At 72.9% G+C, this 24,306-nt stretch carries 24 protein-coding genes; 12 read left to right on the forward strand and 12 right to left on the reverse strand.

The window, feature by feature from the left end; translation table 11 throughout:
• Window position 1 precedes the first annotated feature (1 nt).
• Window positions 2-286 (forward strand): gas vesicle protein K, encoded by a 285-nt coding sequence (locus ACHBTE_RS01145; RefSeq protein WP_394721337.1) that lies wholly within the window; start codon window positions 2-4, stop codon window positions 284-286.
• A gap of 69 nt (window positions 287-355) precedes the next feature.
• On the opposite strand, the gene ACHBTE_RS01150 is transcribed toward ACHBTE_RS01145, so the two are convergent.
• The 3 genes from ACHBTE_RS01150 to ACHBTE_RS01160 form a co-directional block, all read right to left on the reverse strand.
• Window positions 356-526 (reverse strand): hydrophobic protein, encoded by a 171-nt coding sequence (locus ACHBTE_RS01150; protein ID WP_394721338.1) that lies wholly within the window; start codon window positions 524-526, stop codon window positions 356-358.
• A 43-nt stretch (window positions 527-569) separates the two neighbouring features.
• Window positions 570-1,415 (reverse strand): methyltransferase domain-containing protein, encoded by an 846-nt coding sequence (locus ACHBTE_RS01155; RefSeq protein WP_394721340.1) that lies wholly within the window; start codon window positions 1,413-1,415, stop codon window positions 570-572.
• Window positions 1,416-1,567: 152 nt separating this feature from the next.
• Window positions 1,568-3,061, reverse strand: a complete 1,494-nt coding sequence (locus tag ACHBTE_RS01160; RefSeq protein WP_394721341.1) for a bifunctional phosphatase PAP2/diacylglycerol kinase family protein — start codon at window positions 3,059-3,061, stop codon at window positions 1,568-1,570.
• A 74-nt stretch (window positions 3,062-3,135) separates the two neighbouring features.
• Here ACHBTE_RS01160 and ACHBTE_RS01165 point away from each other — a divergent pair, with 74 nt between their 5' ends.
• Both ACHBTE_RS01165 and ACHBTE_RS01170 read left to right on the forward strand, forming a co-directional pair.
• The gene (locus ACHBTE_RS01165; protein WP_394721342.1) at window positions 3,136-3,792 is read left to right on the forward strand and encodes a histidine phosphatase family protein; all 657 of its coding nucleotides are present in this window, start codon (window positions 3,136-3,138) and stop codon (window positions 3,790-3,792) included.
• A 42-nt stretch (window positions 3,793-3,834) separates the two neighbouring features.
• Complete coding sequence (locus ACHBTE_RS01170) at window positions 3,835-5,454, forward strand: ABC-F family ATP-binding cassette domain-containing protein (protein ID WP_394721343.1); 1,620 nt, start codon at window positions 3,835-3,837, stop codon at window positions 5,452-5,454.
• A 177-nt stretch (window positions 5,455-5,631) separates the two neighbouring features.
• On the opposite strand, the gene ACHBTE_RS01175 is transcribed toward ACHBTE_RS01170, so the two are convergent.
• Window positions 5,632-6,738, reverse strand: a complete 1,107-nt coding sequence (locus ACHBTE_RS01175; protein WP_394721344.1) for a Vms1/Ankzf1 family peptidyl-tRNA hydrolase — start codon at window positions 6,736-6,738, stop codon at window positions 5,632-5,634.
• Window positions 6,739-6,797: 59 nt separating this feature from the next.
• Between ACHBTE_RS01175 and ACHBTE_RS01180 the strand changes: the two genes are divergently transcribed.
• Window positions 6,798-7,082, forward strand: a complete 285-nt coding sequence (locus ACHBTE_RS01180) for a DUF6158 family protein (protein WP_394721345.1) — start codon at window positions 6,798-6,800, stop codon at window positions 7,080-7,082.
• A gap of 253 nt (window positions 7,083-7,335) precedes the next feature.
• Here the strand turns inward: ACHBTE_RS01180 and ACHBTE_RS01185 are convergent, their stop codons facing one another.
• The 5 genes from ACHBTE_RS01185 to ACHBTE_RS01205 all read right to left on the reverse strand — a co-directional run bounded on the left by ACHBTE_RS01185 (window position 7,336) and on the right by ACHBTE_RS01205 (window position 11,577).
• Complete coding sequence (locus ACHBTE_RS01185; protein ID WP_394721347.1) at window positions 7,336-9,429, reverse strand: catalase; 2,094 nt, start codon at window positions 9,427-9,429, stop codon at window positions 7,336-7,338.
• Window positions 9,429-9,980 (reverse strand): type 1 glutamine amidotransferase domain-containing protein, encoded by a 552-nt coding sequence (locus tag ACHBTE_RS01190; RefSeq protein WP_394721348.1) that lies wholly within the window; start codon window positions 9,978-9,980, stop codon window positions 9,429-9,431. The genes ACHBTE_RS01185 and ACHBTE_RS01190 overlap by 1 nt, the downstream gene beginning before the upstream one ends.
• A complete protein-coding gene (locus tag ACHBTE_RS01195) occupies window positions 9,962-10,642 on the reverse strand; it encodes a diguanylate cyclase (RefSeq protein ID WP_394721350.1) in 681 nt (226 codons plus the stop codon). Before ACHBTE_RS01195 ends, ACHBTE_RS01190 begins: the two co-directional genes overlap by 19 nt.
• Window positions 10,643-10,669: 27 nt before the next feature.
• Complete coding sequence (locus ACHBTE_RS01200; protein WP_394721351.1) at window positions 10,670-11,089, reverse strand: CBS domain-containing protein; 420 nt, start codon at window positions 11,087-11,089, stop codon at window positions 10,670-10,672.
• A gap of 86 nt (window positions 11,090-11,175) precedes the next feature.
• Window positions 11,176-11,577: a DUF2795 domain-containing protein gene (locus tag ACHBTE_RS01205; protein ID WP_394721352.1), complete on the reverse strand. Its 402-nt coding sequence runs from the start codon at window positions 11,575-11,577 to the stop codon at window positions 11,176-11,178.
• A 126-nt stretch (window positions 11,578-11,703) separates the two neighbouring features.
• Here ACHBTE_RS01205 and ACHBTE_RS01210 point away from each other — a divergent pair, with 126 nt between their 5' ends.
• Window positions 11,704-11,838, forward strand: coding sequence for a hypothetical protein (locus tag ACHBTE_RS01210; RefSeq protein ID WP_394721353.1), 135 nt, complete (start codon window positions 11,704-11,706; stop codon window positions 11,836-11,838).
• Window positions 11,839-12,576: 738 nt separating this feature from the next.
• Here the strand turns inward: ACHBTE_RS01210 and ACHBTE_RS01215 are convergent.
• Window positions 12,577-14,373 (reverse strand): thiamine pyrophosphate-requiring protein, encoded by a 1,797-nt coding sequence (locus tag ACHBTE_RS01215; protein ID WP_394721354.1) that lies wholly within the window; start codon window positions 14,371-14,373, stop codon window positions 12,577-12,579.
• 238 nt (window positions 14,374-14,611) lie between these two features.
• Here ACHBTE_RS01215 and ACHBTE_RS01220 point away from each other — a divergent pair, with 238 nt between their 5' ends.
• From ACHBTE_RS01220 to ACHBTE_RS01235, 4 genes are all read left to right on the forward strand, one after another.
• The gene (locus ACHBTE_RS01220; RefSeq protein WP_394721355.1) at window positions 14,612-15,403 is read left to right on the forward strand and encodes an RNA polymerase sigma factor SigF; all 792 of its coding nucleotides are present in this window, start codon (window positions 14,612-14,614) and stop codon (window positions 15,401-15,403) included.
• A gap of 212 nt (window positions 15,404-15,615) precedes the next feature.
• On the forward strand, window positions 15,616-16,638 hold the full coding sequence (locus tag ACHBTE_RS01225) for a hypothetical protein (protein WP_394721356.1): 1,023 nt from the start codon (window positions 15,616-15,618) through the stop codon (window positions 16,636-16,638).
• A gap of 217 nt (window positions 16,639-16,855) precedes the next feature.
• Window positions 16,856-18,103, forward strand: a complete 1,248-nt coding sequence (locus tag ACHBTE_RS01230) for an aminotransferase class I/II-fold pyridoxal phosphate-dependent enzyme (RefSeq protein ID WP_394721358.1) — start codon at window positions 16,856-16,858, stop codon at window positions 18,101-18,103.
• Window positions 18,100-19,164, forward strand: coding sequence for an MBL fold metallo-hydrolase (locus ACHBTE_RS01235; protein WP_394721359.1), 1,065 nt, complete (start codon window positions 18,100-18,102; stop codon window positions 19,162-19,164). The genes ACHBTE_RS01230 and ACHBTE_RS01235 overlap by 4 nt, the downstream gene beginning before the upstream one ends.
• 311 nt (window positions 19,165-19,475) lie before the next feature.
• Here ACHBTE_RS01235 and ACHBTE_RS01240 read toward each other — a convergent pair whose 3' ends face one another.
• Both ACHBTE_RS01240 and ACHBTE_RS01245 read right to left on the reverse strand, forming a co-directional pair.
• Entirely contained in the window at window positions 19,476-20,105 is a 630-nt protein-coding gene (locus ACHBTE_RS01240) for a DedA family protein (protein WP_394721360.1), read from the reverse strand.
• A complete protein-coding gene (locus ACHBTE_RS01245; RefSeq protein WP_394721361.1) occupies window positions 20,102-20,875 on the reverse strand; it encodes an MBL fold metallo-hydrolase in 774 nt (257 codons plus the stop codon). Before ACHBTE_RS01245 ends, ACHBTE_RS01240 begins: the two co-directional genes overlap by 4 nt.
• Window positions 20,876-20,958: 83 nt before the next feature.
• Here ACHBTE_RS01245 and ACHBTE_RS01250 point away from each other — a divergent pair, with 83 nt between their 5' ends.
• The 3 genes from ACHBTE_RS01250 to ACHBTE_RS01260 all read left to right on the forward strand — a co-directional run bounded on the left by ACHBTE_RS01250 (window position 20,959) and on the right by ACHBTE_RS01260 (window position 24,218).
• Entirely contained in the window at window positions 20,959-21,366 is a 408-nt protein-coding gene (locus tag ACHBTE_RS01250) for a hypothetical protein (protein ID WP_394721362.1), read from the forward strand.
• Between the two features lie 232 nt (window positions 21,367-21,598).
• Complete coding sequence (locus tag ACHBTE_RS01255) at window positions 21,599-23,629, forward strand: phage holin family protein (protein WP_394721579.1); 2,031 nt, start codon at window positions 21,599-21,601, stop codon at window positions 23,627-23,629.
• Between the two features lie 160 nt (window positions 23,630-23,789).
• Window positions 23,790-24,218 carry an OsmC family protein gene (locus ACHBTE_RS01260; RefSeq protein WP_394721363.1) on the forward strand — a complete coding sequence of 143 codons (429 nt, stop codon included), beginning with the start codon at window positions 23,790-23,792 and terminating at the stop codon, window positions 24,216-24,218.
• Window positions 24,219-24,306 lie beyond the last annotated feature (88 nt).

Raw genomic sequence — 24,306 nt, forward strand, 5'->3', positions numbered from 1 at the left:
CGTGACGTCACACCGCAATCGGCTGGACCTCGACCCCGACACCGTCGAACGCGACCTCGTCAAACTCGTCCTGACGGTCGTGGAACTGCTGCGCCAGCTCATGGAGCGCCAGGCGCTGCGCCGCTTCGACCAGGGTGACCTGAGCGAGGAGCAGGAGGAACGGATCGGGCTGACGCTGATGCTGCTCGACGACCGTATGACCGAGCTGCGCGAGCGCTACGGACTGCGGCCCGAGGACCTCAATCTGGACCTCGGGCCGCTGGGGCCGCTGCTGCCCCGGGAGTGAATTCAGATGTGTGTCAGATGTGGGTGTGCCACGTTTGCGTGTGTCACGTGCGTCAGATGCGCGCCGGTGTCACCACCGGTACCAGCGTCCCCTGCCTCCCGCCGCAGTCGTGCCCCGCATCACGAAACCCAGGAGCCACACCACGAGAACCGCTATCGCGATCCACCACAGCGCCTTCAGCGCAAATCCGGCGCCAAAGAGAATCAGAGCCAGAAGCAGTACGAGCAGAATAGGAACCATAGTTTTCGACCTCCTGCTCATCGGGTTTCCAGAAATACGCGATTCAGGCTTCCTTTCGGCACAGAATCTCCCCGTGGAGCACGCTGAACCAGCCGTCCTCCTGCCGGCCCCACTCCCGCCAGGCGTCGGACACGGCCTGTAGCCGCTCCGCGCTCGCGTGCCCGCCCTCGGTGGCCCGCTCCGCATACGCCGAAGCCAGCGTGCGGTCCGCCCACAGCCCGCTCCACCAGGCCCGCTCGTCCGGCGTCGAGAAGGTCCAGGTGCTCGAGCCTGCCGTGATGTCCGTGAACCCGGCCCGCAGCGCCCAGGACTTCAGACGGCGCCCGGCGTCCGGCTCGCCGCCGTTGGCCCGGGCGACACGGCGGTACAGCTCCAGCCAGTCGTCCATGCCGGCCGACGCCGGGTACCAGGTCATGGCCGCGTAGTCCGAGTCGCGGACCGCGACGAGGCCGCCCGGCCTGGTGACCCGCTTCATCTCGCGCAGCGCCCCCACCGGGTCCCCGACGTGCTGGAGCACCTGGTGGGCGTGGACGACGCAGAACGTGTCGTCGGGAAAGTCCAGGGCGTGCACATCGGCGACCCCGAACGCCACGTTCGTCAGACCGCGCCCCGCGGCCGTGGCCCGGGCCTGCTCCACGATCTCCGGCGCCCGGTCGACACCGGTGACCTGCCCCTCGGGGACCAGGGCCGCCAGATCGGCGGTGATCGTGCCTGGGCCGCAGCCGACGTCCAGGACCGTCATGTCCGGCTTCAGCGAGCCGAGCAGATGGGCCGCGGAGTTGGCCGCGGTGCGCCAGGTGTGCGAACGCAGCACGGACTCGTGGTGCCCGTGCGTGTAGACGGCGGTCTCCCGGGCCCTCGGCTGCGCCTTCGACCGGTCCTTCGGCATGGCCGTTCCACCTCGTCTCCTCGTACCGGAACACGGGACGCACGGCCCCGTGGGCGATACGCGACACGGTACGCGGGCATGTCGCATATTGAGACCCGTGTTTCACCATTCGGTCTGACGGTGGATCAGGACGCCAGGACGGCGGCGCCGTTTCAGAGCCGGGCCAGCGGACGGTAGACGGTCAGCGCCTCCGGCAGCTTCTCCAGCGTCACCTCGCCCTCCACCTCGGTGACCTCACCGTCGTAGGCGAGCAGCGCGCCCGGCGCGACCCCCGCCAGGTTGAGCCGGCTCACCTGGACCGCGGCATGGGCCGGAGAACGGGTCAGCGGACCCGCGAGGGCCGCCGCGAGCAGCCTCAGGGCCGGCCGGCGCCCACCGTGCACGACCCGTACGTCGAGCACGCCGTCCGCGAGGTCCAGACGCCGGGCGGGGGCGAGACCCACGCGGTGGTAGGTGCCGTTCCCGGCGAACAGCATCCACAACGGGTGGGCACGGCCGCCGACTTCGGCGTGCAGCGGATGGCGCTCGCGGCGCAGCACCCGCAGGGCCGCGAGCACACCGGCCGGCCATGAACCGACCCTGGGGGAGAAGCGGTCCCGCTCGCGCACCAGCTCCGGATAGACGCCCAGACTGCAGGTGTTGAGGAACAGACCCTGCCGTTCCCCGCAGGTGAAGCGGCCCACGTCCACGCGTACGGCCTCGCCGTGCACGACCGCCCGGCTCAGATCGCGTTCGTCCTCCACGCCCAGGTCGAGGGCGAAGTGGTTCAGCGTGCCGCCGGGCAGCACCGCGAGCGGCAGACCGTGCCGCAGCGCCACCTCCGCGGCCGCGTTCACCGTGCCGTCGCCGCCGCACACGCCGAGCACCCGCGCCCGGGTGGCCGCCTTCTCCAACTCGGCCCCGGTGTCACCCGGTTCGCACTCGACGAGCTCGGCGCGCGGCAGCAGGTCCAGCAGCGCGTGCACCCGGTCGGAGGTGCCCGACCCCTTGTTGGCCACGACGATCAGGCCCTCTCCGTCCGGCAGCGCCGGCACGTCCGCGCGGGCCCGGGCCGGCGGGACCAGCCGGTCACGGGTCGGCACCATGCCCCGTACGGCGAACGCGGCGCCCGCGCCCAGGGCGGCGCCCGCCAGCACATCGCTGGGGAAGTGGACGCCGGTGTACACGCGCGACAGCGCCACCGACCAGGCGACCGGGGCCACGGCCAGGCCCCAGGCGGGCGACTCCAGGGCCACCCCGGTCGCGAAGGCGGCGGCCGACGCGGCATGCCCGGAGGGGAAGGAGGTGGTGATCGGCTGCCGCTTCAGCTGCCGGACCAGCGGCACCGGATCCAGGGTCGGCCGGGGCCGGCGCACCGACCGCTTGCCGAGCGTGTTGATGGTCAGCGAGGCCAGGCTCAGCGAGGCCAGGCCCCGCGCCGCGGCCCGACGGCCCCGCGGGGTGCGGCTCGCGGCGATGGCGGCGGCCGTGGCGAACCACAGCACCCCGTGGTTCGCGCTCCGGCTCAGCCGCGGCAGGACCCGCTCCGCGTACGGCCAGTTCCGCTCGGCGGCGAACTCGAACAGCCGGGAGTCGAGGGCGAGGAGCCGGTCGCGCAGGGCATGCCGGCCAGCTTTGGCAACGGTGAAGTCGACGTCTGGGCTCATACAGGGCTGGGTACCCTGAAGTGGCCGATTGCTGTCCGGCCGACGGCGAGCGACACACGGAGGAACCCCTTCACATGCGCCTGCTCCTGATCCGCCACGGCCAGACGCCCTCCAACCTGGAGCATCTCCTGGACACGGCCGTCCCCGGCCCCGGACTGACCGAACTCGGCCGGGCGCAGGCCGAAGCCCTGCCCGAGGCGCTCGCCGGCGAGGACATCGAGGCGGTCTACGCCTCCACCCTGACCCGTACCCGGCTCACCGCCGCCCCGCTGGCCGCCGCCCGCGGCCTCGACGTGCTCGTCCGCGACGGCATCCGGGAGCTGTCCGCAGGCGACATGGAGATGCTGCCCGGTGACGTGCCGCAGGCGAAGCCGTACATGAGGACCGTGTTCGCCTGGGCGGCCGGTGACACGGAGCTGCGCATGCCCGGCGGCGAGAGCGGAGCGCAGGCGCTGGCACGCTACGACGCGGTGGTGGCGGAGGCCGCCGGCAGCGGGGCCCGGACGGTGGCCATGGTGAGCCACGGGGCGGCGATCCGGATGTGGACGGCGGCGCGGGCGGTCAACGTGGATGTGGCCTTCGCCGCGGCGCATCCGCTGCAGAACACCGGGGTCGTGGTGCTGGAGGGCACGCCCGTGGACGGGTGGAAGGTGCTGGCCTGGGCGGGGGCCGTGGTGGCGCCCGCGGGAGACAGCGGTCCCGCCGGGCGGCCGGTCGCCGAGGGCGAATAAGAGTTTGCCGGACCTCGTCGGCGGACCGCAGAATGCGGCTTCATGGGACATCTGGAAGCCGCGCACCTCGAGTACTACCTCCCCGACGGGAGGGCGTTGCTCGGCGACGTGTCCTTCCGGGTGGGCGAAGGCGCGGTCGTCGCCCTGGTCGGGCCCAACGGGGCCGGCAAGACGACCTTGCTGCGGTTGATCTCCGGAGAGCTGAAACCGCACGCCGGCACCGTCACCGTCAGTGGCGGTCTCGGTGTGATGCGGCAGTTCGTGGGGTCGGTACGGGACGAGACGACCGTGCGCGATCTGCTCGTGTCGGTCGCGCCGCCCAGGATCCGCCAGGCCGCGCGGGCCGTCGACACCGCGGAGCACGCGATCATGACGGTCGACGACGAGGCCGCCCAGCTGAAGTACGCCCAGGCCCTCGCCGACTGGGCCGAGGCGCGGGGCTACGAGGCCGAGACACTGTGGGACATGTGCACCACGGCCGCGCTGGGCGTGCCGTACGAGAAGGCGCAGTGGCGGCAGGTGCGGACCCTGTCCGGCGGTGAGCAGAAGAGGCTGGTCCTGGAGGCGCTGCTGCGCGGCACCGACCAGGTGCTGCTGCTCGACGAACCCGACAACTACCTCGACGTGCCCGGCAAGCGCTGGCTGGAGGAGCGGCTGAAGGAGACCCGTAAGACGGTCCTCTTCGTCTCCCACGACCGCGAGCTCCTCGCCCGTGCCGCCGACAGGATCGTCTCCGTGGAGCCCTCGCCGGCCGGCGCGGACGCCTGGGTGCACGGCGGTGGCTTCGCGACCTACCACGAGGCACGCCGGCAGCGCTTCGCCCGCTTCGAGGAGTTGCGCAAACGCTGGGACGAGAAGCACGCCCAGCTGAAGAAACTCGTACTGACGCTTCGTCAGGCCGCTGAGAACAGCCCGGACATGGCCTCGCGGTACCGCGCCGCCCAGACCCGGCTGCGCAAGTTCGAGGAGGCCGGCCCCCCGCCGGAACCGCCACGCGAGCAGGACATCAGGATGCGGCTCAAGGGCGGCCGTACGGGGGTGCGCGCGGTCACCTGCGAGGATCTCGAGCTCACCGGCCTGATGAAGCCCTTCTCCCTGGAGGTGTTCTACGGCGAACGCGTCGCGGTCCTCGGCTCCAACGGCTCCGGCAAGTCGCACTTCCTGCGCCTGCTGGCCGGCGAGGACGTGGCGCACACCGGGGTGTGGAAGCTCGGCGCGCGGGTCGTGCCCGGTCACTTCGCGCAGACCCACGCCCATCCGGAGCTGCTGGGACGCACCCTCCTCGACATTCTGTGGAAGGAGCACGCCCAGGACCGGGGCGCCGCGATGTCCCGGCTGCGCCGCTACGAGCTGACCCACCAGGCCGAGCAGACCTTCGACCGGCTCTCCGGCGGCCAGCAGGCCCGCTTCCAGATCCTCCTGCTGGAGCTGGAGGGCGTCACCGCCCTCCTCCTCGACGAGCCGACCGACAACCTCGACCTGGAGTCCGCCGAGGCCCTCCAGGAAGGCCTGGAGGCTTTCGAGGGCACGGTCCTCGCCGTCACCCACGACCGCTGGTTCGCCCGCTCCTTCGACCGCTATCTCGTCTTCGGCAGCGACGGCCGGGTCCGCGAGACGCCGGAGCCGGTGTGGGACGAACGACGGGTGGTACGGGCGCGCTGACGCCGAGACGCCGAGACGCCGAGACGCCGAGACGCCGAGACGCCGAGACGCCGAGACGCCGAGACGCCGGCTCCTCGGGCGTACGTTCGGCGCCTCGGCGTTTGCGTTGCGGCGTGTCCTGCGGCGATGCCGCGGGCGACCTGCTCGCGCCGCCTCGGCGTACTGTGCCGACGCCGCTCAGGCCCAGCGCAGCAGCGCCCCCAGCCCGCCCGCGGGCTGCGAGTCCGGCTCCGCCGCAGTCACCGACAGGGCCGCCGCGCCCGTCGTGGCCGCGGAGCGGATCAGGGCGTCGTCGGCGCGGGCCGACCAGCTGTTCTGCTCACCGAGAATCTTCAGATCCGTACGGCGCACCGCCACCTGGTCCGGGTCCTCGCCGATCCACACCTCGCGATGGGCATCGGGGCCGTCGGGTCGGATCAGGAGTTCCTCGATACGGTGCTCCCGGGCGGCCTCGATCAGCGCGGGCACGCCCTCCGCCGCACCGGCACGCCCTTCCCCGTCCGGCTCACGGGCCGCCTGGAACCGCTCCATCCGGCTCTCCGCCCGCTGCCGTACATGCTGCTCACGGGCGTGTTCGACATCCTCGTCCAGCAGCCTGCTGCCGGTGCCGTGCGGGGCCTCGACCACGAGCTCGTGCAGCCGCTGCGGCAGCCGCTCGTGCACCGACCGCCGCTCGCGGTCGTCACCGACCAGGATCAGCAGGTCGGCGTGCGCCTCCTCCTGGCAGACGGTGAGCGCGTCGGCGATCTCCGCCGCGTTGTGCTCCCAGGTGTTCTCCACCTTGAGCTGGAAGTGCCGCTCGGACCAGTCGACCGTGCTGGTCCTGTGGACCGGGTGCTGCCGGCCGGTGACCGAGCCGAAGTCCTGCCGGCCCAGCGCGGTGCGCAGCTCGAACGCGGCGCCCCTGCGGTCGACGTAGGCCACCACGCAGACCGGGTCCTCGCCCGCCAGCTCCAGCAGGGGCGCGGTGTGCGGCAGCGGCGCCCAGTGGGCGCTGTCGCGCCGCGGGGGCCGGGCCAGCGACGGATCCAGGACCACCTCGCCGGCGCGGGCGAAGACCGCCCGCCCATGAGGCTCGGAGGAATGTTCGAGTCCTTCCAGCGCCTCCCGTACGGCCCGGCAGGTGGATTCGTCGGCGCCCTGCTCGGCCAGCTTCCGGGACAGGGCCTGGGCGGTGAGGCGACGCTCATGGGGCGTGTTCTCCGTGTGCCGGGAGGTGTCCACGTACACGGAGGCCCAAGGGCCGGGGTGTTCGTACAGTGGATGCAGAAAGGCGAGATCCATGGCTCTCTCCGTACCGCGCTCGGGTGCTGTCGTGCTCGTCGCGCGGGTACCCGGACCGCATGATTGAACACGACGAGCGGGGCACCACCATGAACGGAGTCGACCCCGGCCGGCTGGACGACCAGCAGCTCATGAAGGAGCTGGAGACGATCCACCGGACGCGCCACGACACGCTGCTGTACGGCTCGAACGACGCACTGCGCGCCCACAACGAACGCATGGCGCAGCTCGAGGGCGAATACCTGCGCCGCAACCCACGTCGAACCGTGGCCGCGGGCCGGACCCGCGAGGGCGCCCGCGACCGCACCGGAAGCAGCGCGGCCCCGACGACTCCGCCTGCGTGATCGAACCCGGAGACGGCCCTGTCGGCGGGTTCGCGCCCCGTGCCGGTGCGGCGGGCGTCCGGCCGCACAGCAGCTCGACGTACGGCTGCCGGACCTGCCGGATCTGCCGGACCTGCCGGACCTGCCGGACCTGCCGGTGCGCCGGGCGGGCCCCGTAGGTCCCTCGGTCCCGGCGCACCTGCTCGGCGGGTCACGGGTCTGCGAGTTCCGCCCGCTCCGATGCCCTCCGATCGCCCTCCGACCGCCGGCCGGCTCAGCCGTGCACCGGTGGCCGCCCCCAGTGCCGATGGTCCTGAACGGCGCTCCTGAATGCCTGGAGGAACTCCTGCGTCGCCGGCCCAGGAGAGGTGTCCGTCACCACGCCCTGGTCGCTCACCGTGCGATGGAACTCGGCGGACAGCTGGACGCCCTCCGGCTTCAGGGACGACAGGACAGCCACGCCGGAGCCGAGCGCACCCACCGGCTTGCCGTGCCGGTAGGCGTCCCGGACGAAGCGCATCGCGTCCGGATCTGCGGCCGTGGTCGGCGCGTCCGCGGGGCCGCCCGGCACCAGGACGGCGTCGTACAGCACCGAGGCCACCGTCGGCAGCGCGCGGTCGACCTCGAGCCGCTCACCGTCGGCGCCCGACACCGTGCCGTCCATGGGCGCCAGCACCTCGACGATCGCCCCCTCCGCGGTGAGCGACTCGCGCACCGAGGTCACCTGGGCGACGTCCACACCGTCGGCCACCAGGACCGCGATCTGCCGGGTGCGGATCGAGCCGTCGCCACGCAGGGACTCCAGGCTCAGCGCGGGGGAGGAGAGCTTGTCCGCCGCCTGTGCGGCCGACGGCTCCGGCACTCCGACGCCGCGCGCCACCGCGCCCGCCAGCTCGCCGTTCACCTTGGCGAGCTGCTCCACGGTGCGGGCCCGCACCTCCTTGGCGCCCACCTTGCCGAGCTCGAAGCGGAACGCCGCCACGATGTGCTGCTTCTCCCAGTCCGCCATGCTGTTGAAGAACATCGCGGGCTGGCTGTAGTGGTCCTGGAAGCTGGGGCTGCGGCGCCGGATCTTGGCGCCGTCGACGCGCTCGGCGTAATGGGTGTACGCGTTCCCGTCCACGCCGGCGTGCGCGGGGCAGCCGCCGCCGAGGGAGTTCGGGAAGTAGTTCGTGCCCCGGTGGATCGCGCTCTGGTGGTAGCCGTCGCGCTGATTGGTGCGTACGGGCGTCACCGGCCGGTTCACCGGCAGCTGCGCGAAGTTGGGGCCGCCGAGGCGGATCAGCTGTGTGTCCAGGTAGGAGAAGTTACGAGCCTGGAGCAGGGGATCGTTGGTGAAGTCGATGCCCGGCACGACATTCGCCGTGTGGAAGGCGACCTGCTCGGTCTCGGCGAAGAAATTCTCCGGGTTGCGGTCCAGCACCATCCGGCCGATCGGCCGCACCGGCACCTGCTCCTCCGGAATGATCTTCGTCGCGTCGAGCAGGTCGAAGTCGAACGCGAACTCGTCCTCCTCCGGCACGAGCTGGACACCCAGCTCCCACTCCGGGTACTCGCCCGCCTCGATCGCGTCCCACAGATCACGCCGGTTGAAGTCCGGGTCCCGGCCCTGGCACTCCTGCGCCTCGTCCCACACCAGCGAGTGCACACCGAGCTTCGGCTTCCAGTGGAACTTCACGAACGTCCCCTTCCCGTCCGCGTTCACGAACCGGAAGGTGTGCACGCCGAAGCCCTGCATCATGCGGTAGCTGCGCGGGATCGCCCGGTCCGACATCAGCCACATGATCGCGTGCAGCGTCTCCGGCTGGAGCGACACGAAGTCCCACAGGGTGTCGTGCGCGGAGGCGCCGGTGGGGATGTCGTTGTGCGGCTCCGGCTTCACCGCGTGCACGAAGTCGGGGAACTTGATGCCGTCCTGGATGAAGAAGACCGGGAAGTTGTTCCCGACCAGGTCGTAGTTCCCCTCCGACGTATAGAACTTGGTCGCGAATCCACGCACGTCCCGCACGGTGTCCGCCGAGCCCTTCGGGCCCTGCACGGTGGAGAACCGCACGAAGACCGGCGTCCGCACCGACGGATCCTGGAGGAAGGCCGCACGGGTGAACTCCGCGCAGGACTCGTACGGTTCGAAGAAGCCGTACGCCCCCGCGCCCCGCGCGTGCACCACCCGCTCCGGGATCCGCTCATGGTCGAAGTGGGTGAGCTTCTCCCGGAAGTGGAAGTCCTCCATCAGCGTCGGCCCGCGTTCACCGGCGGCCAGCGAGTCGTCGGTGTGGTCGACCCCCACACCCTGGTCGGTGGTCAGCGGCCCGGCCGTCGGGTCGTCCGCCCGGAACGCCTCGCGCTGCTCCTGCTTGCGGTCTGCCATCAGACGGTCTCCTTGGATTCCCTGGCGAACACCTCGAGGAACGTTTCGCAGAACGCCTTCAGATCGTCCGGCTTACGGCTGGTGACCAGCTTGTTCGGCCCGTGGTCGCAGATGCGCACCTGCTCGTCGACCCAGGTGCCGCCCGCGTTGCGGATATCGGTCCGAATACTCGGCCAGGAGGTCAGCACCCGGCCGCGTACGACGTCCGCCTCCACCAGCGTCCACGCGGCGTGGCAGATCGAGGCGACCGGCAGGCCCCGCTCGAAGAAGTCCCGGACGAACGCCACGGCCTTGCCGTTCGCCCGCAGATAGTCCGGGTTGGCGACGCCACCGGGCAGGACCAGCGCGCCGAACGAGTCGGCCGAAGCCTCACCGACGACCTCCTGCACGGGAAACTTGTCGGCCTTGTCGAGATGGTTGAACGCCTGGATCGTGCCCGGCTTCGTCGACACGAGCACCGGTTCGTGGCCCGCGTCCACGGCCGCCTGCCACGGTTCGGTCAGCTCGACCTGCTCGACGCCTTCGGGTGCGGTCAGAAATGCGATACGCATGATGTCTCAACGTCCTTCCGCGGCCCGGAAACGGGCCTCGTCGTTCGTGCGCGCTTCTTGTCCCGCCGGGCCGTGCGGACACAGCGCAGCAGCTCCTCGCCGTACGGCAGCAGCACGCAGGTGCCGATCGCGGCCGCGATGCCCACGAGATAGCCGCGGGACAACGGCCGCCGGCGCCGCACCAGGCGCCACGCGTCGGGATCACCGCGCCCGCCGCGCAGCAGCGACTTCACCTGGTCGGCGTGCAGACACATCAGGGAGGTCAGCGCGGCGAACGGCAGCGACTCCAGGAAGCTGTGGATGTGCTGCTCGACCGGCTCGACCTCGCGGTCGCTGTCGACGGCCGTACGGACATCCCACAGCGCGGTCGCCTCGTGCGCCGCGGTCGCGCCGAGCTGCACTCCGAGCAGCAGCGGGTTGACCTCGTAGCGCAGGGTGAGCGCGATGGGGATGCCCACCTCGGTCATCATCAGCGCGTGGATGAGGGACTCCTTGGTGCCCGCCGTCTCCTCGATCCGGCTGCGCCGGTGCATCACCCAGTCGGCGACCCCCGGCACGAACCAGCTGGGCAGCAGCCCGTACAGCAGATAGCGGACGGTGGCGTCACCTACGTCCACGGTGACGCCGGTGGCGCTGATCTCGGCGGCCTGATCCCGGCTCATGCAGTCGTCCGTTCGTCGGTCATACGCTCACTCGTCCGGAGCGGCACGGCTGATCTCGGCCAGCGCCGAGTCCGGTTCCTCGGTCTCGGCGAGGTCCCCGAGGGTGACGACGCCGACCGGCAGACCGTCCTCGACGACCGGCAGCCGGCGTACATGGTGTTGGCGCATCAGCGAGGCCGCGAGGGACGCCCGCTCGCCCGGACCGATCAGCACCGGGTCGTGGGTGCACACCGACTGGACGCTCACCGTCAGCGGGTCGGCGCCTTCGGCGACCGCCCGCACCGTGATGTCACGGTCGGTGAGCACGCCCACGACCCGCTGACCGTCCGCCACCACCACATCACCGATGTGCTGCGTGCGCATCAGCTGGGCCGCCTCGACCAGCGAGGCGTCCGGGCGGACGGCGACCACGCCCGGTGTCATGACGTCTCTCACGAATCCAGCCATCCTGGGCCCTTCCTGCGTCGCCGGCCGGTTCGGGTACCGCGGCCGGGTCGGGGTGACCTCGCCCGCAGTACCCGTCGACCGGTCCCCTATGCGTTGCCGCGCCGGGTGGACCGCCCGGTTTTGGTCAGAGCCTCCGCCACCTCCTGGACGTTGGTGTAGCGGGCGGAGCGCGGCAGCCGCTCCACCGGCTCGACCAGGGCGTCGGGCGCATAGCCGCGGCGCAGGACCCCGGCCAGCTCCCGGGGGCTCGCCGGGAACGCGCTACGGCTCAGGAACCGCGCCAGCTCCAGCCGGACCACCGCCAGGGACGCCGTCGACGTCCCCGGGGCCACCGGTCCGCCCGCGACGCGCGGATCGTCCTCGGCGGACGGCTCCGGATCGTGCCATTCATCGGCCCGGGTGGGGTGCCCGGACCTCAGCAGACCTTGCAGTTCGTGCTTCATCTCGTCGTCGCGATGAACGCTCAGCCGGTCACTGCCTCGCTGCATGACTCCCTCCAGATCGTCGGGTGTCCGCACCGCGTACCCGTGCGCCGGGGGCCGACACGGGGTTTGCACCCCGGAAGGCGGGAGACCCGATCCGCACCCCCCGCTCATGCACTGGGGAAGGACCGGATGATGGCACTGCTCACCGTGCTGCTCCCGCTCGCCATGCTCGGCGTGGTGCTGGCACTGGGCCGCTACGAGGATCTGCTCCTGCCGAAGGAGCCGGACGAGGACCGCCCACAGGAAGCGGCGCTGGGCCACTGACTCCCACCGCGTCACGCGGTCGTTGCGTCAGCGGCATCGGAAACACTGCGATCCAGCGTCGGCTGACGACGGCCCCCGACCGCTCGGCCGGCGCCGGCGGAGCCGAAGCGGCGCCGCCGGGCGAGTGCAGCCGCGCTGCCCGTGCCGGCGACGACGGCGCTCATCTGCCTTGTCCAGGCCCGCACCGCCCCTCGACCAGCGCGCTCAGACGCGGCCCGCGTCGGCCACCGGAACCCTCCTGACCGCCCCCGCGCAGGCGCCTACCGCGGCCCGCTGAGCCGCCGGCGTGTGCGTCCGGGCGGCCGCGCGCCGACCATCCGCCGCGGGCGGCGCCGTGCCGGTCCCTGGCGGCTGGTGTCGGGCGCGGTGGGCTGCGTCGGTCCATGCAGGGGCCTCGTGACGGCGCCCGCCCAGGCGCCCATGCCCATGCGCCTACCGCGGCCCGCTGAGCCGCGGGCGTGTGTCTGTGCTGCCTCGCGTCGGCTTCCGGGCGCGGCCGGTGCGGGGCCGGTCCCTGGCGGCGGCTGGTGTCGGGCGCGGTGGGCTGCGTCGGCCACCCCGGGGCCTTCATGAGCGCGTCCGCCCGAGCGCCGACCGCGGCCCGGCTGAGCCGCAGGCGTGTGCGTCCGGGCGGCCTCGCGCCGACCATCCGCCGGGGCGGCGCCGTGCCGGTCCCTGGGTGCTGGGGTCGGGCGCGTTCCTCCCCGCCGACCCCGACCCCGACGTCCGGTTCCGTCCTCAGTGCTTCTTCTCGCGCCCCGGCAGGAACTCCTGCATCTTCGCCTTGAACCCCTGCTTGACCACCGACCCCCGGTCCGCGTCGCCCTTCAGGATCGACTCGGCCGTCGCCTCCATCTGCTCCCAGGTGGCGTGCGGCGGGATCGGCGGGACGGCGGGGTCGGTCAGGAACTCGACGACCGCCGGGCCGTCCGCCTCCAGGGCCGCGCGCCAGCCCGCCTCGACGTCCTCGGGCTTCTCCACCCGGATGCCGGTCAGGCCGAGGGAACGGGCGAAGGCCGCGTACTGGACGTCGGGGAGCTCCTGGGAGGGCAGGAAGGACGGGGCGCCCCCCATGGCGCGCAGCTCCCAGGTGACCTGGTTGAGGTCGTGGTTGTTGAACACGCCGACCACCAGACGCGGGTCCTCCCACTGGTCCTTGTACTTGGCCGCGGTGATCATCTCGGCCAGCCCGTTCATCTGCATCGCGCCGTCGCCGACCAGCGCGATCGCCGGCCGGTCCGGGTGGGCGAACTTGGCGCCGATCGCGTACGGCACTCCGCAGCCCATCGTCGCCAGCGTCCCGGACAGCGATCCGCGCATGCCGGGCCGCATCGTCAGATGACGGGCGTACCAGTTCGCCGCCGAGCCCGAGTCGGAGCTGACGATCGCGTCGGCGGGCAGCAGCGCGTCCAGGGAGCGGGCGACGTGCTCCGGGTTGATCGGGTCGGCCGACAGGCCCGCCCGCCGCTCCATGACCTCGCGCCAGCGGGCCACGTTGTCGCACACCGTGTCGTACCACTCGCGCCCACGGCCCTGCTCGATCAGCGGGATCAACCGCTCCAGCGTCGCCTTCGCGTCGCCGATCAGATTCACCTCGTAGGGGTAGCGCATCCCGACCATGTGCGGGTCGATGTCGATCTGCACGCCCCGTGCCTTGCCGAACTCCGGCAGGAACTGCGTGTAAGGGAAGGACGACCCGATGGTCAGCAGGGTGTCGCAGTCCCGCATCAGCTCGTACGACGGACGCGTACCGAGCAGCCCGATCGAGCCGGTGACGTACGGCAGTTCATCGCTGAGGACGTCCTTGCCGAGCAGCGCCTTGGCCACGCCGGCGCCCAGCAGTTCGGCGAGCCGCTCCACCTCGGCCCGTGCGCCGGCCGCGCCCTGGCCGACCAGAACGGCCACCTTGTCACCGGCGTTGAGAATCTCCGCGGCCCGGCGGACCGACTCGTCCGAGGGAACGGCCGTCCAGGTGCCGCGGTCCAGGCTGGAGGGCACCATCTTGAACTCGTGCGTGGGCGGCGAGTAGTCGAGCTCCTGCACATCGCCGGGGATGATGACCGCCGTGGGGGCGCGGCGCGCGTACGCGGTGCGGATCGCCCGGTCCAGGACGTTCGGCAGCTGCTCGGGGACCGTCACCGTCTCCACGAAGTCCGAGGCGACGTCCTTGAACAGCGTGTGCAGGTCGACCTCCTGCTGGTAGGAGCCGCCCATCGCGCTGCGGTGCGTCTGGCCGACGACGGCCACGACCGGCACATGGTCCAGCTTGGCGTCGTACAGGCCGTTGAGCAGGTGGATCGCGCCGGGTCCGGACGTCGCCGCGCACACTCCGACGCGGCCGCTGAACTTGGCATAACCGACCGCTTGGAATGCGGACATCTCCTCGTGCCGTGACTGGATGAACCGAGGCTGGTTCTCGGCCCTGCCCCACGCGGCGAGCAGCCCGTTGATGCCGTCGCCGGGATAGCCGAAGACATGTTCCACACCCCACTCGCGCAGGCGCTGAAGGACGTGGTCGGCGACCGTGGTGCTCATGCGGGACCTCCTGGTTCCGACGGGAGTGCGCGGCGCCGCTACGAGTGACCCTGCTCGGACCGGAAAAACCTGTGCGGTGTTTGGGGACCGGGCGGCAGGGCAGGCGAAGGAACAGTGCTTCGGACAGGAGGCACGTCCGTGGGAGCGGCAGTCCCGCCACGGGTGTGTCCGGTTCCGGTGCGCCCCTCCTCCCATGGTGACCGTCCACCAGGCACGACCAAGGGAGTTGTGGCGCATCATGCCCACCTCAGTGAGCGCGAAGCACCACCCGCACGATGACGCCCCGGACACCGCCGAGGATTTCCGCACGCTCGCCTCGCTGCCCGAGGGCCCGCAGCGCGACGCCCTGCGCGGCAGGATCGTCGAGGCGTGGCTGCCCATGGCCGACCGGCTCGCGGGACGCTTCCGCAGCCGCGGCGAAAGCTTGGACGATCTGCGGCAGGTGGCCGCCCTGGGCCTGGTCAAGGCCGTCGACCGGTACGACCCCGAGCGCGGCAACGCCTTCGAGAGCTACGCCGTGCCCACCATCACCGGCGAGATCAAGCGGCATTTCCGCGACCACATGTGGACGCTGCACGTGCCCCGCCGGGTGCAGGACCTGCGCAACCGGGTGCGCTTCGCGGTCCAGGAGCTCCAGACCCTTTCGGGGCACCGGCCCACGACCGCCGAGATCGCCGCGCACGCGGACATGACCGAGGCCGACGTCCGGGTCGGTCTGGAGGCGCTGGAGAGCTTCACCGCGCTGTCCCTGGACGCGGAGCTGCCCGGCAGCGAGGACGGCTACTCGCTCAGCGACGCGCTCGGGTCGGCCGATCCCGCGCTGGACACCGTGGTCGACCGGGAGGCCGTCAAGCCGCGGCTCGCCGCACTGCCCGAGCGCGAGCGGGCGATCCTGTACATGCGATTCTTCGGCGACATGACGCAGAGCCGCATCGCCGAACAGCTGGGCATCTCGCAGATGCATGTCTCCCGGCTCATCAGCCGGTGCTGCAACCAGGTGCGGGAACAGGTACTGGAAGACGTGGGCTGAGCCCCCGGGGGCGTTCTCGCCGGACCCGGCGGCGCCGCTGAACCGACCGGGCGTGTGGACACGGCCGACTCGGCGGACGGGGTCACCCACTCGGCCGTCCGCGTCGCGCGAATGGTGCCCGGCCGCGCGCGTGCGGGCGCCGGGCGGGCTGTCATGGCTGCGGGGGCACGACCGCCGTACCCCCGCAGCCGTCGGCCGAAGGAGTCCACCCCATGCGCCGCACCGCCCCTGCCCTGTCCGTCGCCGCCCTGGCCGGTGCCGTCGTGGGCTTCGCCGCCTCGGCCGCCTACGCGGACCCGGCCGCGGAGGTCAGCCCCGGCACCGTCTCGCCGGGCGGCAGCGTGACCGTCGAGGTCTCCTGCGATTCCGTCGACGGGGACGCGCCCGCCACCGTCGACGCCACCTCGCAGGCGTTCGAGGAGGGCACCGTCGCACTGAAGCGGGTCACCGGCGACGGCGGGAAGGCCGCAGGACCCGCATACCGCGGTACCGCGACCGTCCCCGCGGCGGAGAAGATCGAGGGAGATTCCGACGCGGGCGCGGGTGACTCCGCCTGGACGGTCGACGGCACCTGCCCCGCGGCACCCGGCAAGGAGGGCAAGCCGTGGAGGGCGAAGCTGACGGTGGCCCGCGAGAGCGGCGGCACGCACGGCAGCGGTGCCGGCACCCAGGCCCTCGAGAGCACCGCGGGCGTGGACGGCGCAGGCGCGGACAGCGGCGGGGCGGCCGAGCACGACGGCACGGACGCGGGCACCAAAGGCACGGGCGACGCGGGCAGCGCGGAGGACACCGGCAGCACGGGCGACACCGGCGGCGCGGACGACACGAGCGGCGCAGGCGATACCGGCGGCGCGGACAGCTGGGGCGGTACCGAAGGCGACAGCGGTGGCACGGACTCCGGCATCGAGGGAACCGACTCCGGCGTCGCAGGCACGGGCACCGGCGACCGGCACTGCACCGAGCCCCCCGCGGGCAAGGCCGAGCCCGGCGGCGGCGCGTCCCACTGGAGCGAAGCCGAGCCCGGCGCCGGAAGCGGCGAGGCCCACCCGGGCGACGGCGGAGCCCACGCGCGGGACTGTGCCGACGCCGACGTCGACCACGGGGTGCGGGCCGGCTCGGGCGGCACCTTCACCGACTCCGTGCCCGCCCTGGTCGCCGGCGGCCTGCTGATCGCGGGCGCGCTCGGCGGCGCGGTGTACCGCCTGCGCCGCAAGACGCCCACCGGGACGGGTTGATCCGCCCGGCTACCCGGGGCGGGCGCCGGTGTGGCCGGTGTGACGGGCGCAACCCCCGCGGGGAGCCTTGGGGTTGCGCGACGGTGGGTACTCGGAGCGCGAAAGGGCCCGCCACACACCGGGCGCACACCTCACCGTACGAACCTCAGGGAGCACACCTCAGGGAGCGCAAAGCCCCGACGAACCCCATGGCACCAGGACTTGTGCGGAGGAACGGATGCGCCGGACGGACCCCGAAGGCCACGGTCCCGTCCGGTACGGGCCACCTCTCCCGGACGACGGCCTGCCCGTGCTGCCCGAACTCGCCGCCGTGGTCGCCGCGGGTGCGGGCCGCTCCGAGGGCGAACCGATCGGGGGCGGCACCGCGCTCCTGGAGTCCGCCTGCGGCTACTGGGACCGCAGGGGACTGCCCACCGAGCCCGCCCGGGCCGTCGCGGCGCCCGGCGCGCCCGCGCTGCTGCTCGCCCTGACCGCCGCTCTCGGCGGCGATGTCCTGGTGCCGCGGCCCTGTGCCGCCTGGTGGGCGCCGTACGCACGGCTGTTGGGCAGACCTGTCTTCCATGTGCCGACGCCCGCCGAGAACGGCGGTGTGCCGGATCCGTACGCCCTTCTGGAGACCGTCCGCCGGGTCCGCGCCGAGGGCGGTGACCCGCGGCTGCTGGTGCTGTCCGTCGCCGACGACCCGACGGCCACCGTGGCGCCGCCCGAGCTGCTCCACGAGACCCTGGAGGCCGCCACCGGCGAAGGGCTGCACCTGGTCAGCGACGAGACCTGGCGTGACACCGTGCACGCCCCGCACGACACCGTGCTGCTCAGCCCCGCCGAAATGCTGCCCGAACAGGTCACCGTCGTCAGCGACCTGGCCGGTGCCCTGCTGCCGCCCGGCTGGCCCGCCGCGGTCGCCCGGTTCCCCGAGGGCGAGACCGGTGACGGCCTGCACGCGCGCGTGCTCGACGTCCTCACCGTGCTGGGCGCCCGTATCGCGGGCCCGATCGCCCTCGCGGCCGAGTACGCGCTGCGGGAACCCGAACCGGTCACCGCCCGGGTCGCCGCCACCGTACGGCTGCACGCGCGCGTGGCCGCCGCCGCGCACGCCGCCGCGGTCGGCGCCGGAGCCCTGGCCCGGCCACCGCAGGCGGGGCGGCATCTGTACATCGACCTGGGTCCGCTGCGCGCCGGGCTCTCGGCGCACGGCGTGGGGGACGCCCAGGACCTGGAGGACTTCCTCGCCGCCCGGCTCGGCATGCCCGCACCGGGCGGACACCGCTTCGGCGACGACCTCGGCGCGCTGCGCGTGCGGCTGTCCACCGGGCCGCTGCTGGCCGGCGGCGACGAGGAACGCGCGCAGTGCATCAGTTCCCCCGTCCCGACGGAACTGCCGCATGTGCGACGCGCGTTGATCCATCTGAAATCGGTCTTCGACGATCTCCGCGACGACGCTCAGCGATGGGAGTCTCCTCGATGACGCAGCAGTCCGAGTCATCCACGTCGACAACACCGCGAACACCCACCGGGGAAGCCGGCGCCCCGGCCGACCCGTCGTCCCTCGCGCCCCCGTTCCCGCCGCTCGCCGCGCCCCGCCCGCTGGGCGAGCGCCGGGTGTGGCCGCGGACCTTCCACGACCGCCTCACCGCCCCGCTCCCCGGCCTCAAGGCCCTCGCCCGCTTCGCCCGCGAGGGCGCCGTGCGTCCGGGCCGCGAGGGCCTCGCCGACATCCCGCGGCTGCCCTACGAACCGGCGCCCCTCCCGCGTGTGGACGCCCGCACAGTCGCCGTCTCCTGGGCGGGACACGCCAGTTGGATCGTGCGGATCGGCGGACTGACCGTGCTCACCGACCCCGTCTGGTCGCGCCGCATCCTCGGCACCCCGGCCCGCATCACCCCCGTCGGCGTGGCCTGGAGCGAATTGCCGCGCGTCGACGCCGTCGTCATCAGCCACAATCACTACGACCACCTGGACGCGCCCACCCTGCGCCGACTGCCGCGCGACACCCCGGTGTTCGTGCCCGCCGGCCTCGCCGGCTGGTTCCGCCGCCGCCGGTTCACGCACATCACCGAGCTGGACTGGTGGGAGGCGGTGGAACTGTCCGGGGTCCGCTTCGACTTCGTGCCGGCCCACCACTGGTCCAAGCGCACCCTCACCGACACCTGCCGCAGCCTGTGGGGCGGCTGGGTCCTCACCGCGCCCGACGGACAGCGCGTGTACTTCGCGGGCGACACGGGCTACGGCCACTGGTTCGCCCGCATCGGCGAGCGCTACCCCGGCATAGACCTCGCCCTGCTGCCCATCGGCGCCTACGATCCCCGCTGGTGGCTCAGCGACGTGCACTGCGACCCCGAGGAGGCGGTCCGCGCGGCCCAGGACCTCGGCGCCCGCCGCATGGCGCCGATGCACTGGGGCACGTTCGTGCTGTCGGCGGAACCGGTCCTGGAACCGCTCACGCGCACGCTTGCCGCGTGGCAGAAGGCCGGATTGCCCCGGGAGGACCTGTGGGACCTGCCGGTGGGAGGTTCGCGGGTGCTGTAGGGCCTGTCGTTTGGATCATGCCGGCGTCGCGGGGCGTGGCACGCGCTCCCCCACTGCCTCAAGGGCGTGGAGGACCCCCAGCCGCGTTGTCGTCGGTCATCGCGTCGCCGCCCTCCAGTTGCACGCTCCCCCACGCTCGAACCCGGCTTCGCCCGGCTCGCGCGGGGGCACCCCCATCGCCCCGCTCGGGTCGGCCGGGAGGCGCCCCCGCGGGGGCACCCCCATCGCGCCGCTCGGGTCGGCCGGGAGGCGCGCTACCTCCCAGCCGACCTGATCCGAACGCCAGGCCCCAGCGGTGCCGCGCGGGCGGGTCAGCGGGTGCTGCCCGCCTTCCGCAGCCGGTGCCAGAGGGCCGGCGTCGCGCTGATCAGCACGGTCAGCGCGATCGCCGCGAGCACCCCCTGCCACGGCTCGTCGAACAGCGAGCCACCGAGGATCCCGATCAACTGGTACGTCACCGCCCAGGCCAGGCACGCCGGCAGATTGCCCCGGGCGAACCGCCGCATCGGCCACTTCGCCAGCAGACAGGCCAGCATGACGGGCAGCCGGCCCGCCGGCACCAGCCGCGACAGCACCAGCACGGCCACGTCATGGTCGGCGAGCTTCTGCTGGGCCTGCTCCAGCCGGTCCTCGGGGGCGCGCGAGCGGATCGCCTCCAGCCAGCGCGAGCCGTTCTTCGAGCCCATCCCGCGCCGCCCCAGCCAGTACAGCGTCGCGTCGCCCAGGAACGCGGCCGTCGACGCCGTCACGAACACCAGCGCCAGCGAGAACGGCGCCGTCTGGTGGAACGCCACCACCGACGCCGAACTCACCAGCGCCCCCGTCGGCACGATCGGCACCAGCGCACCGATCAGCACCAGCGCGAACAGCGTCGGATAGCCGATCGCCTGCTGCGTGGACTCGGTCGGCACGACCGTCGCGACGACGGCCAGTGCCGTCACCGGGTCACCTCCGGGCGCACGCTCTCCCCGTGCGCGAGCCGGTGCACCGACACGCCTGGCGCACGCTCGGCCGCGAGCCGTGCGAACTCATCACCGGGCGCATGGAATTCATGGGGGCGCACGGCATCCATGCCGATCGGCCAGTACGTGCCGTAGTGCACCGGCACGGCACTGCTCGGCGCGAGCCGGGCGAGCGCGTCCGCCGCCCGCCCCGCGTCCAGATGCCCCTCCCCGAGATACGGGCCCCAGCCGCCCACCGGGAGCAGCGTGACGTCGACCGGACCGACCTCCTTGGCCATCGACTCGAACAGACCGGTGTCCCCGGCGAAATAGGTGCGCGCCTCGCCTTCGATGACATAGCCGAGGGCGGGGGAGCGGTGCCGGCCGAGCGGCAGCCGCCGCCCGTCGTGCCGCGCGGGCACCGCCCGTACGGTGAGATCGCCCACCGAGGCCACGTCCCCGGGCTCCATCTCGGTGACCCGCAGCTGAGTGAGCCGGCGCAGTCCCGGCACCGCGCGGGGCGCGCCCCGGGGCACGAGCAGCCGGGTGCCGTACGGCAGCCTGGCCAGGGACGGCACATGCAGGTGGTCGGCGTGCAGATGGGAGACGACGGCGACGTGCGCCCGCCAGGCGCCGGGCGGGGGGAGCGCACCCCGGCGGCGGCGCAGATGTGCGAGCCGGCGTGCGAACAAGGGGTCGGTGAGAACGCGCACGTTCGAGTCCTCGACCGTGCAGGTGGCGTGACCCCACCAGGTGATCTCCACCGGCACCTCTTTGCCTCCTTCGCGCGACTCCCCGAAGCGTACGGGCTGGAGTAGGGTCGGCGGCGAAACCCGGAGGTGAGGGGGACGCCATGGGGGCATCCATAGTGCGCGTGACGGCGATCGCCAGTCTGACGCCTCTCGAAGAGCTGGACGCCGACCCCTTCCTCGTGGACTCCCGCAGCCAGCACGCGATGTGCGCGAGCTGGGCCGCCGAGCACGGGTACGTCGTCGCGCGCGAGCTCCTCGTACGCGGGCTGCGGGCGGACCACAGCGTGCTGTGGGAAGGCGTCCGGCCCGGCCTCGACCTGTTCGTGGCGCCCAGCCTGCGGGTGCTTCGCAGCGCGCTGTCGTCCGTCGAGGAGTTCACCGCGGAGTGCGCCAGGCGCGGGGTGCGTGTGGAGACGGTGGGCAGCGCGGAGCCCCGGTACGACGCCCAGATGAAGGCACGGGTGCACCGGAGGCTGTCGATGCCGACGGCCGGCTACGACGGACGCTGACGACCGCCGACGCCCGCCGACGACCCCCGACGAACGCAGCCGGCGCGATCCGGGGCGGGGGCGAGCCGGGCGGCGAGCGGGGTGACGGGGAACCGGCCGGGTGCCGGCGCCGTTGTGACAGGGTGGGGTGGGTAGAGGTCCGTGCCGTGGCGGCGAACCGGGACGTGAGGTGGGCTGCGTGCGTGAGCGGCGTTGGCGGCGGGCCGCCAGTCAGGTGGGGCGGAGCGTCGCCGTGTGGGCCGTCTCCACCGTCACCATGCTCGTGCTCGCCGGCATCCTGCCCGACTTCCAGCTCCAGTCGCCGGACGACGACAGCGCCCCCGCCCTCGCGGTCACCGCGGCCCTCGGCGCCGGTGCCTTCGGCCTGCTGTCCGCGCTGGTGTGGCCCATCCTGGTGCGGCTCCTGCTGCTGGTGCCCGCCCTCGTGCTCGGCCTGCTGGTGTTCTTCCTCAACGGCTCCCTCCTCATCGTCGCCCTGCGCCTCGTCCCCTCCGGCGACAGTGAGGCGGCCCCGGAGACCGCCGTCATCGTGGCCGCCGTGATGTCCGCCGTCGCCTCCGCCACCGGCGCCGCCCTCGCCGTACGGGACGACGACACCTACCGGCGCCGTCTGTACCGGCTCGCCGACCGCCGCCGCAGATCCCTGCCCCCCGGCCCGGCCGGCCCCGGCACGGTCTTCGTCCAGCTCGACGGCGTCGGCCACGACGTCCTCCTCGACGCCGTCGGCAAGGACCTGATGCCCACGGTCGCCCGCTGGCTCGGTCACGGCACCGCCGGCGACCCCCGGGCCACCCACCGGCTCACCCCCTGGCGCACCGACTGGTCCAGCCAGACCGGAGCCAGCCAACTCGGCATCCTGCACGGCAGCAACCACGACGTCCCCGCGTTCCGCTGGTACGAGAAGGCCGCCCGCGAGGTCATGGTCTGCAACCGCCCGACCAGCGCCGCCGAGCTCCAGCGCCGCGCCATCGACCGCACCGGCGACGGCGGACTGCTCACCGTCGACGGCGCCAGCCGCGGCAACCTCTTCAGCGGCGGCGCCGACGAACAGGCCCTCGTGCTGTCCATCGCCACCAGACGGCGCAGCCGGGAGAACCGCTCCCGGGCGGGCTACTTCGCCTACTTCTCCGACCCGGCGAACGCCGTGCGCACCGCCCTGTCCTTCGTCGCCGAGGTCGGCCGGGAGATCGGCCAGTCCACCCGGGCACGCGCCCGCAAGGACCGCCCGCGGGTCTCCCGCGGCGGCCTCTACCCCTTCATCCGCGCCTTCGCGACCGTCGTCGAACGGGACGTCGTCGTCGCCGCGGTCATGGGCGACATGCTCGCCGGGCGCACCGCCGTCTTCGCCGACCTCGTGGCCTACGACGAGGTGGCCCACCACTCAGGGCCGTTCAGCCGCGACGCCGCGAAGGTCCTCGAACGCCTGGACCGGGCGCTGGCGCTGATCGAGAAAGTGGCCGAGCACGCGCCGCGGCCGTACCGGATCGTCGTGCTGTCGGACCACGGTCAGAGCCCGGGCGAGACCTTCCGTGCCCGCTACGGCCTCGGCCTCGGCGACCTGGTGCGGGCCGGCTGCGGACTGCCCGTGCCGCGCAGGGCGCGCCGCACCCACAGCGGTGCCGAGGCCCGCGCGGCCGTACGGGCCGCCCTGCGCCGGCCGGTCGAGGAGGGCACCGAGGAGTACCACCTGCCCGGCCGCCGCTCCGAGCCGATCGTGCTGGCCTCCGGCAATCTCGGCCTGGTCTCCTTCCCGGACGTGCCGCACCGGATGACCAAGGAGGAGATCGACGCCCGGCACCCGGCCCTGCTCACCACCCTCGCCAACCATCCCGGTGTCGGCTTCGTGCTGGTGCGCAGCGAACGGCACGACGGTGTCGTGCTCGGCGCGCACGGCGCGCAGATCCCGCTGGACCGACTGGACGCGGACCCGGGACCGTTGGAGGTCTTCGGGCCGGGCGCCGCCGACGCCGTACGCCGTACGCACTCCTTCCCGAACGCCGCCGACATCATGGTCAACTCCGCCTACGACCCGGCCGACGGCGAGGTCCTCGCCTTCGAGGAGCAGATCGGCTCGCACGGCGGGCTCGGCGGCGCGCAGGGCAAACCGTTCCTGCTGTCGCCGTTCACCGTCTCCGCCCCGGTCGGCGCCGGGGAGGACCTCGTCGGCGCCGAGCAGGTGCACCGTGTGCTGCGCCGCTGGCTGCGGGAGTCGGACGGCCCTCAGGTGCCGCTGGACGCGGAGCCGCAGGAGCGGGCCGCCTGACGGGCAACCCCTCGAACACCCCTGAGGCGCCCCTGTATTGCAGACCGTCGGCCAGGACCCCGTCACCGTGCGGCCGGTCTTCCGGGTGCGTCGAGCCGGAGTGTGATCGGATGGGGGGCACGGACCCCGGGAAACGGGCCCCCACGCGAAAGGAACAACCGTGGCTACCACGCGCTCCGCACACACTGTCTGGGAAGGCAACCTGCTCGAGGGCAACGGCGTCGTCAACTTCGACTCCTCCGGTGCCATCGCGGCGCAGCCGGTCACGTGGGCCTCGCGCTCCCAGGAGGCCAACGGCAAGACCAGCCCGGAGGAGCTGATCGCCGCCGCGCATTCCAGCTGCTTCTCGATGGCGCTGTCCCACGCCTTGGCGGGGGCCGGCACCCCGCCCACCAAGCTCGTCACCTCGGCCGACGTGAACTTCCAGCCGGGTGAGGGCATCACCGGTATCCACCTCACCGTCGAGGGCAGCGTCCCCGGCCTCGACGAGGAGGGTTTCGCCGCCGCGGCCGAGGACGCCAAGAAGAACTGCCCGGTCAGCCAGGCGCTGACCGGCACGACGATCACGCTGTCGGCCAAGCTCGCCTGAGCCACGGGCCTGAGCGCTCGCTCAGACCCCGTTTGGCACCCTTCCGCCAGGTCACCCGTCCCATTGACAAGAACCCGCTCGAGTTTTG

The organism is Streptomyces sp. M41 (genome assembly GCF_043673425.1).
Taxonomy (GTDB): domain Bacteria; phylum Actinomycetota; class Actinomycetes; order Streptomycetales; family Streptomycetaceae; genus Streptomyces.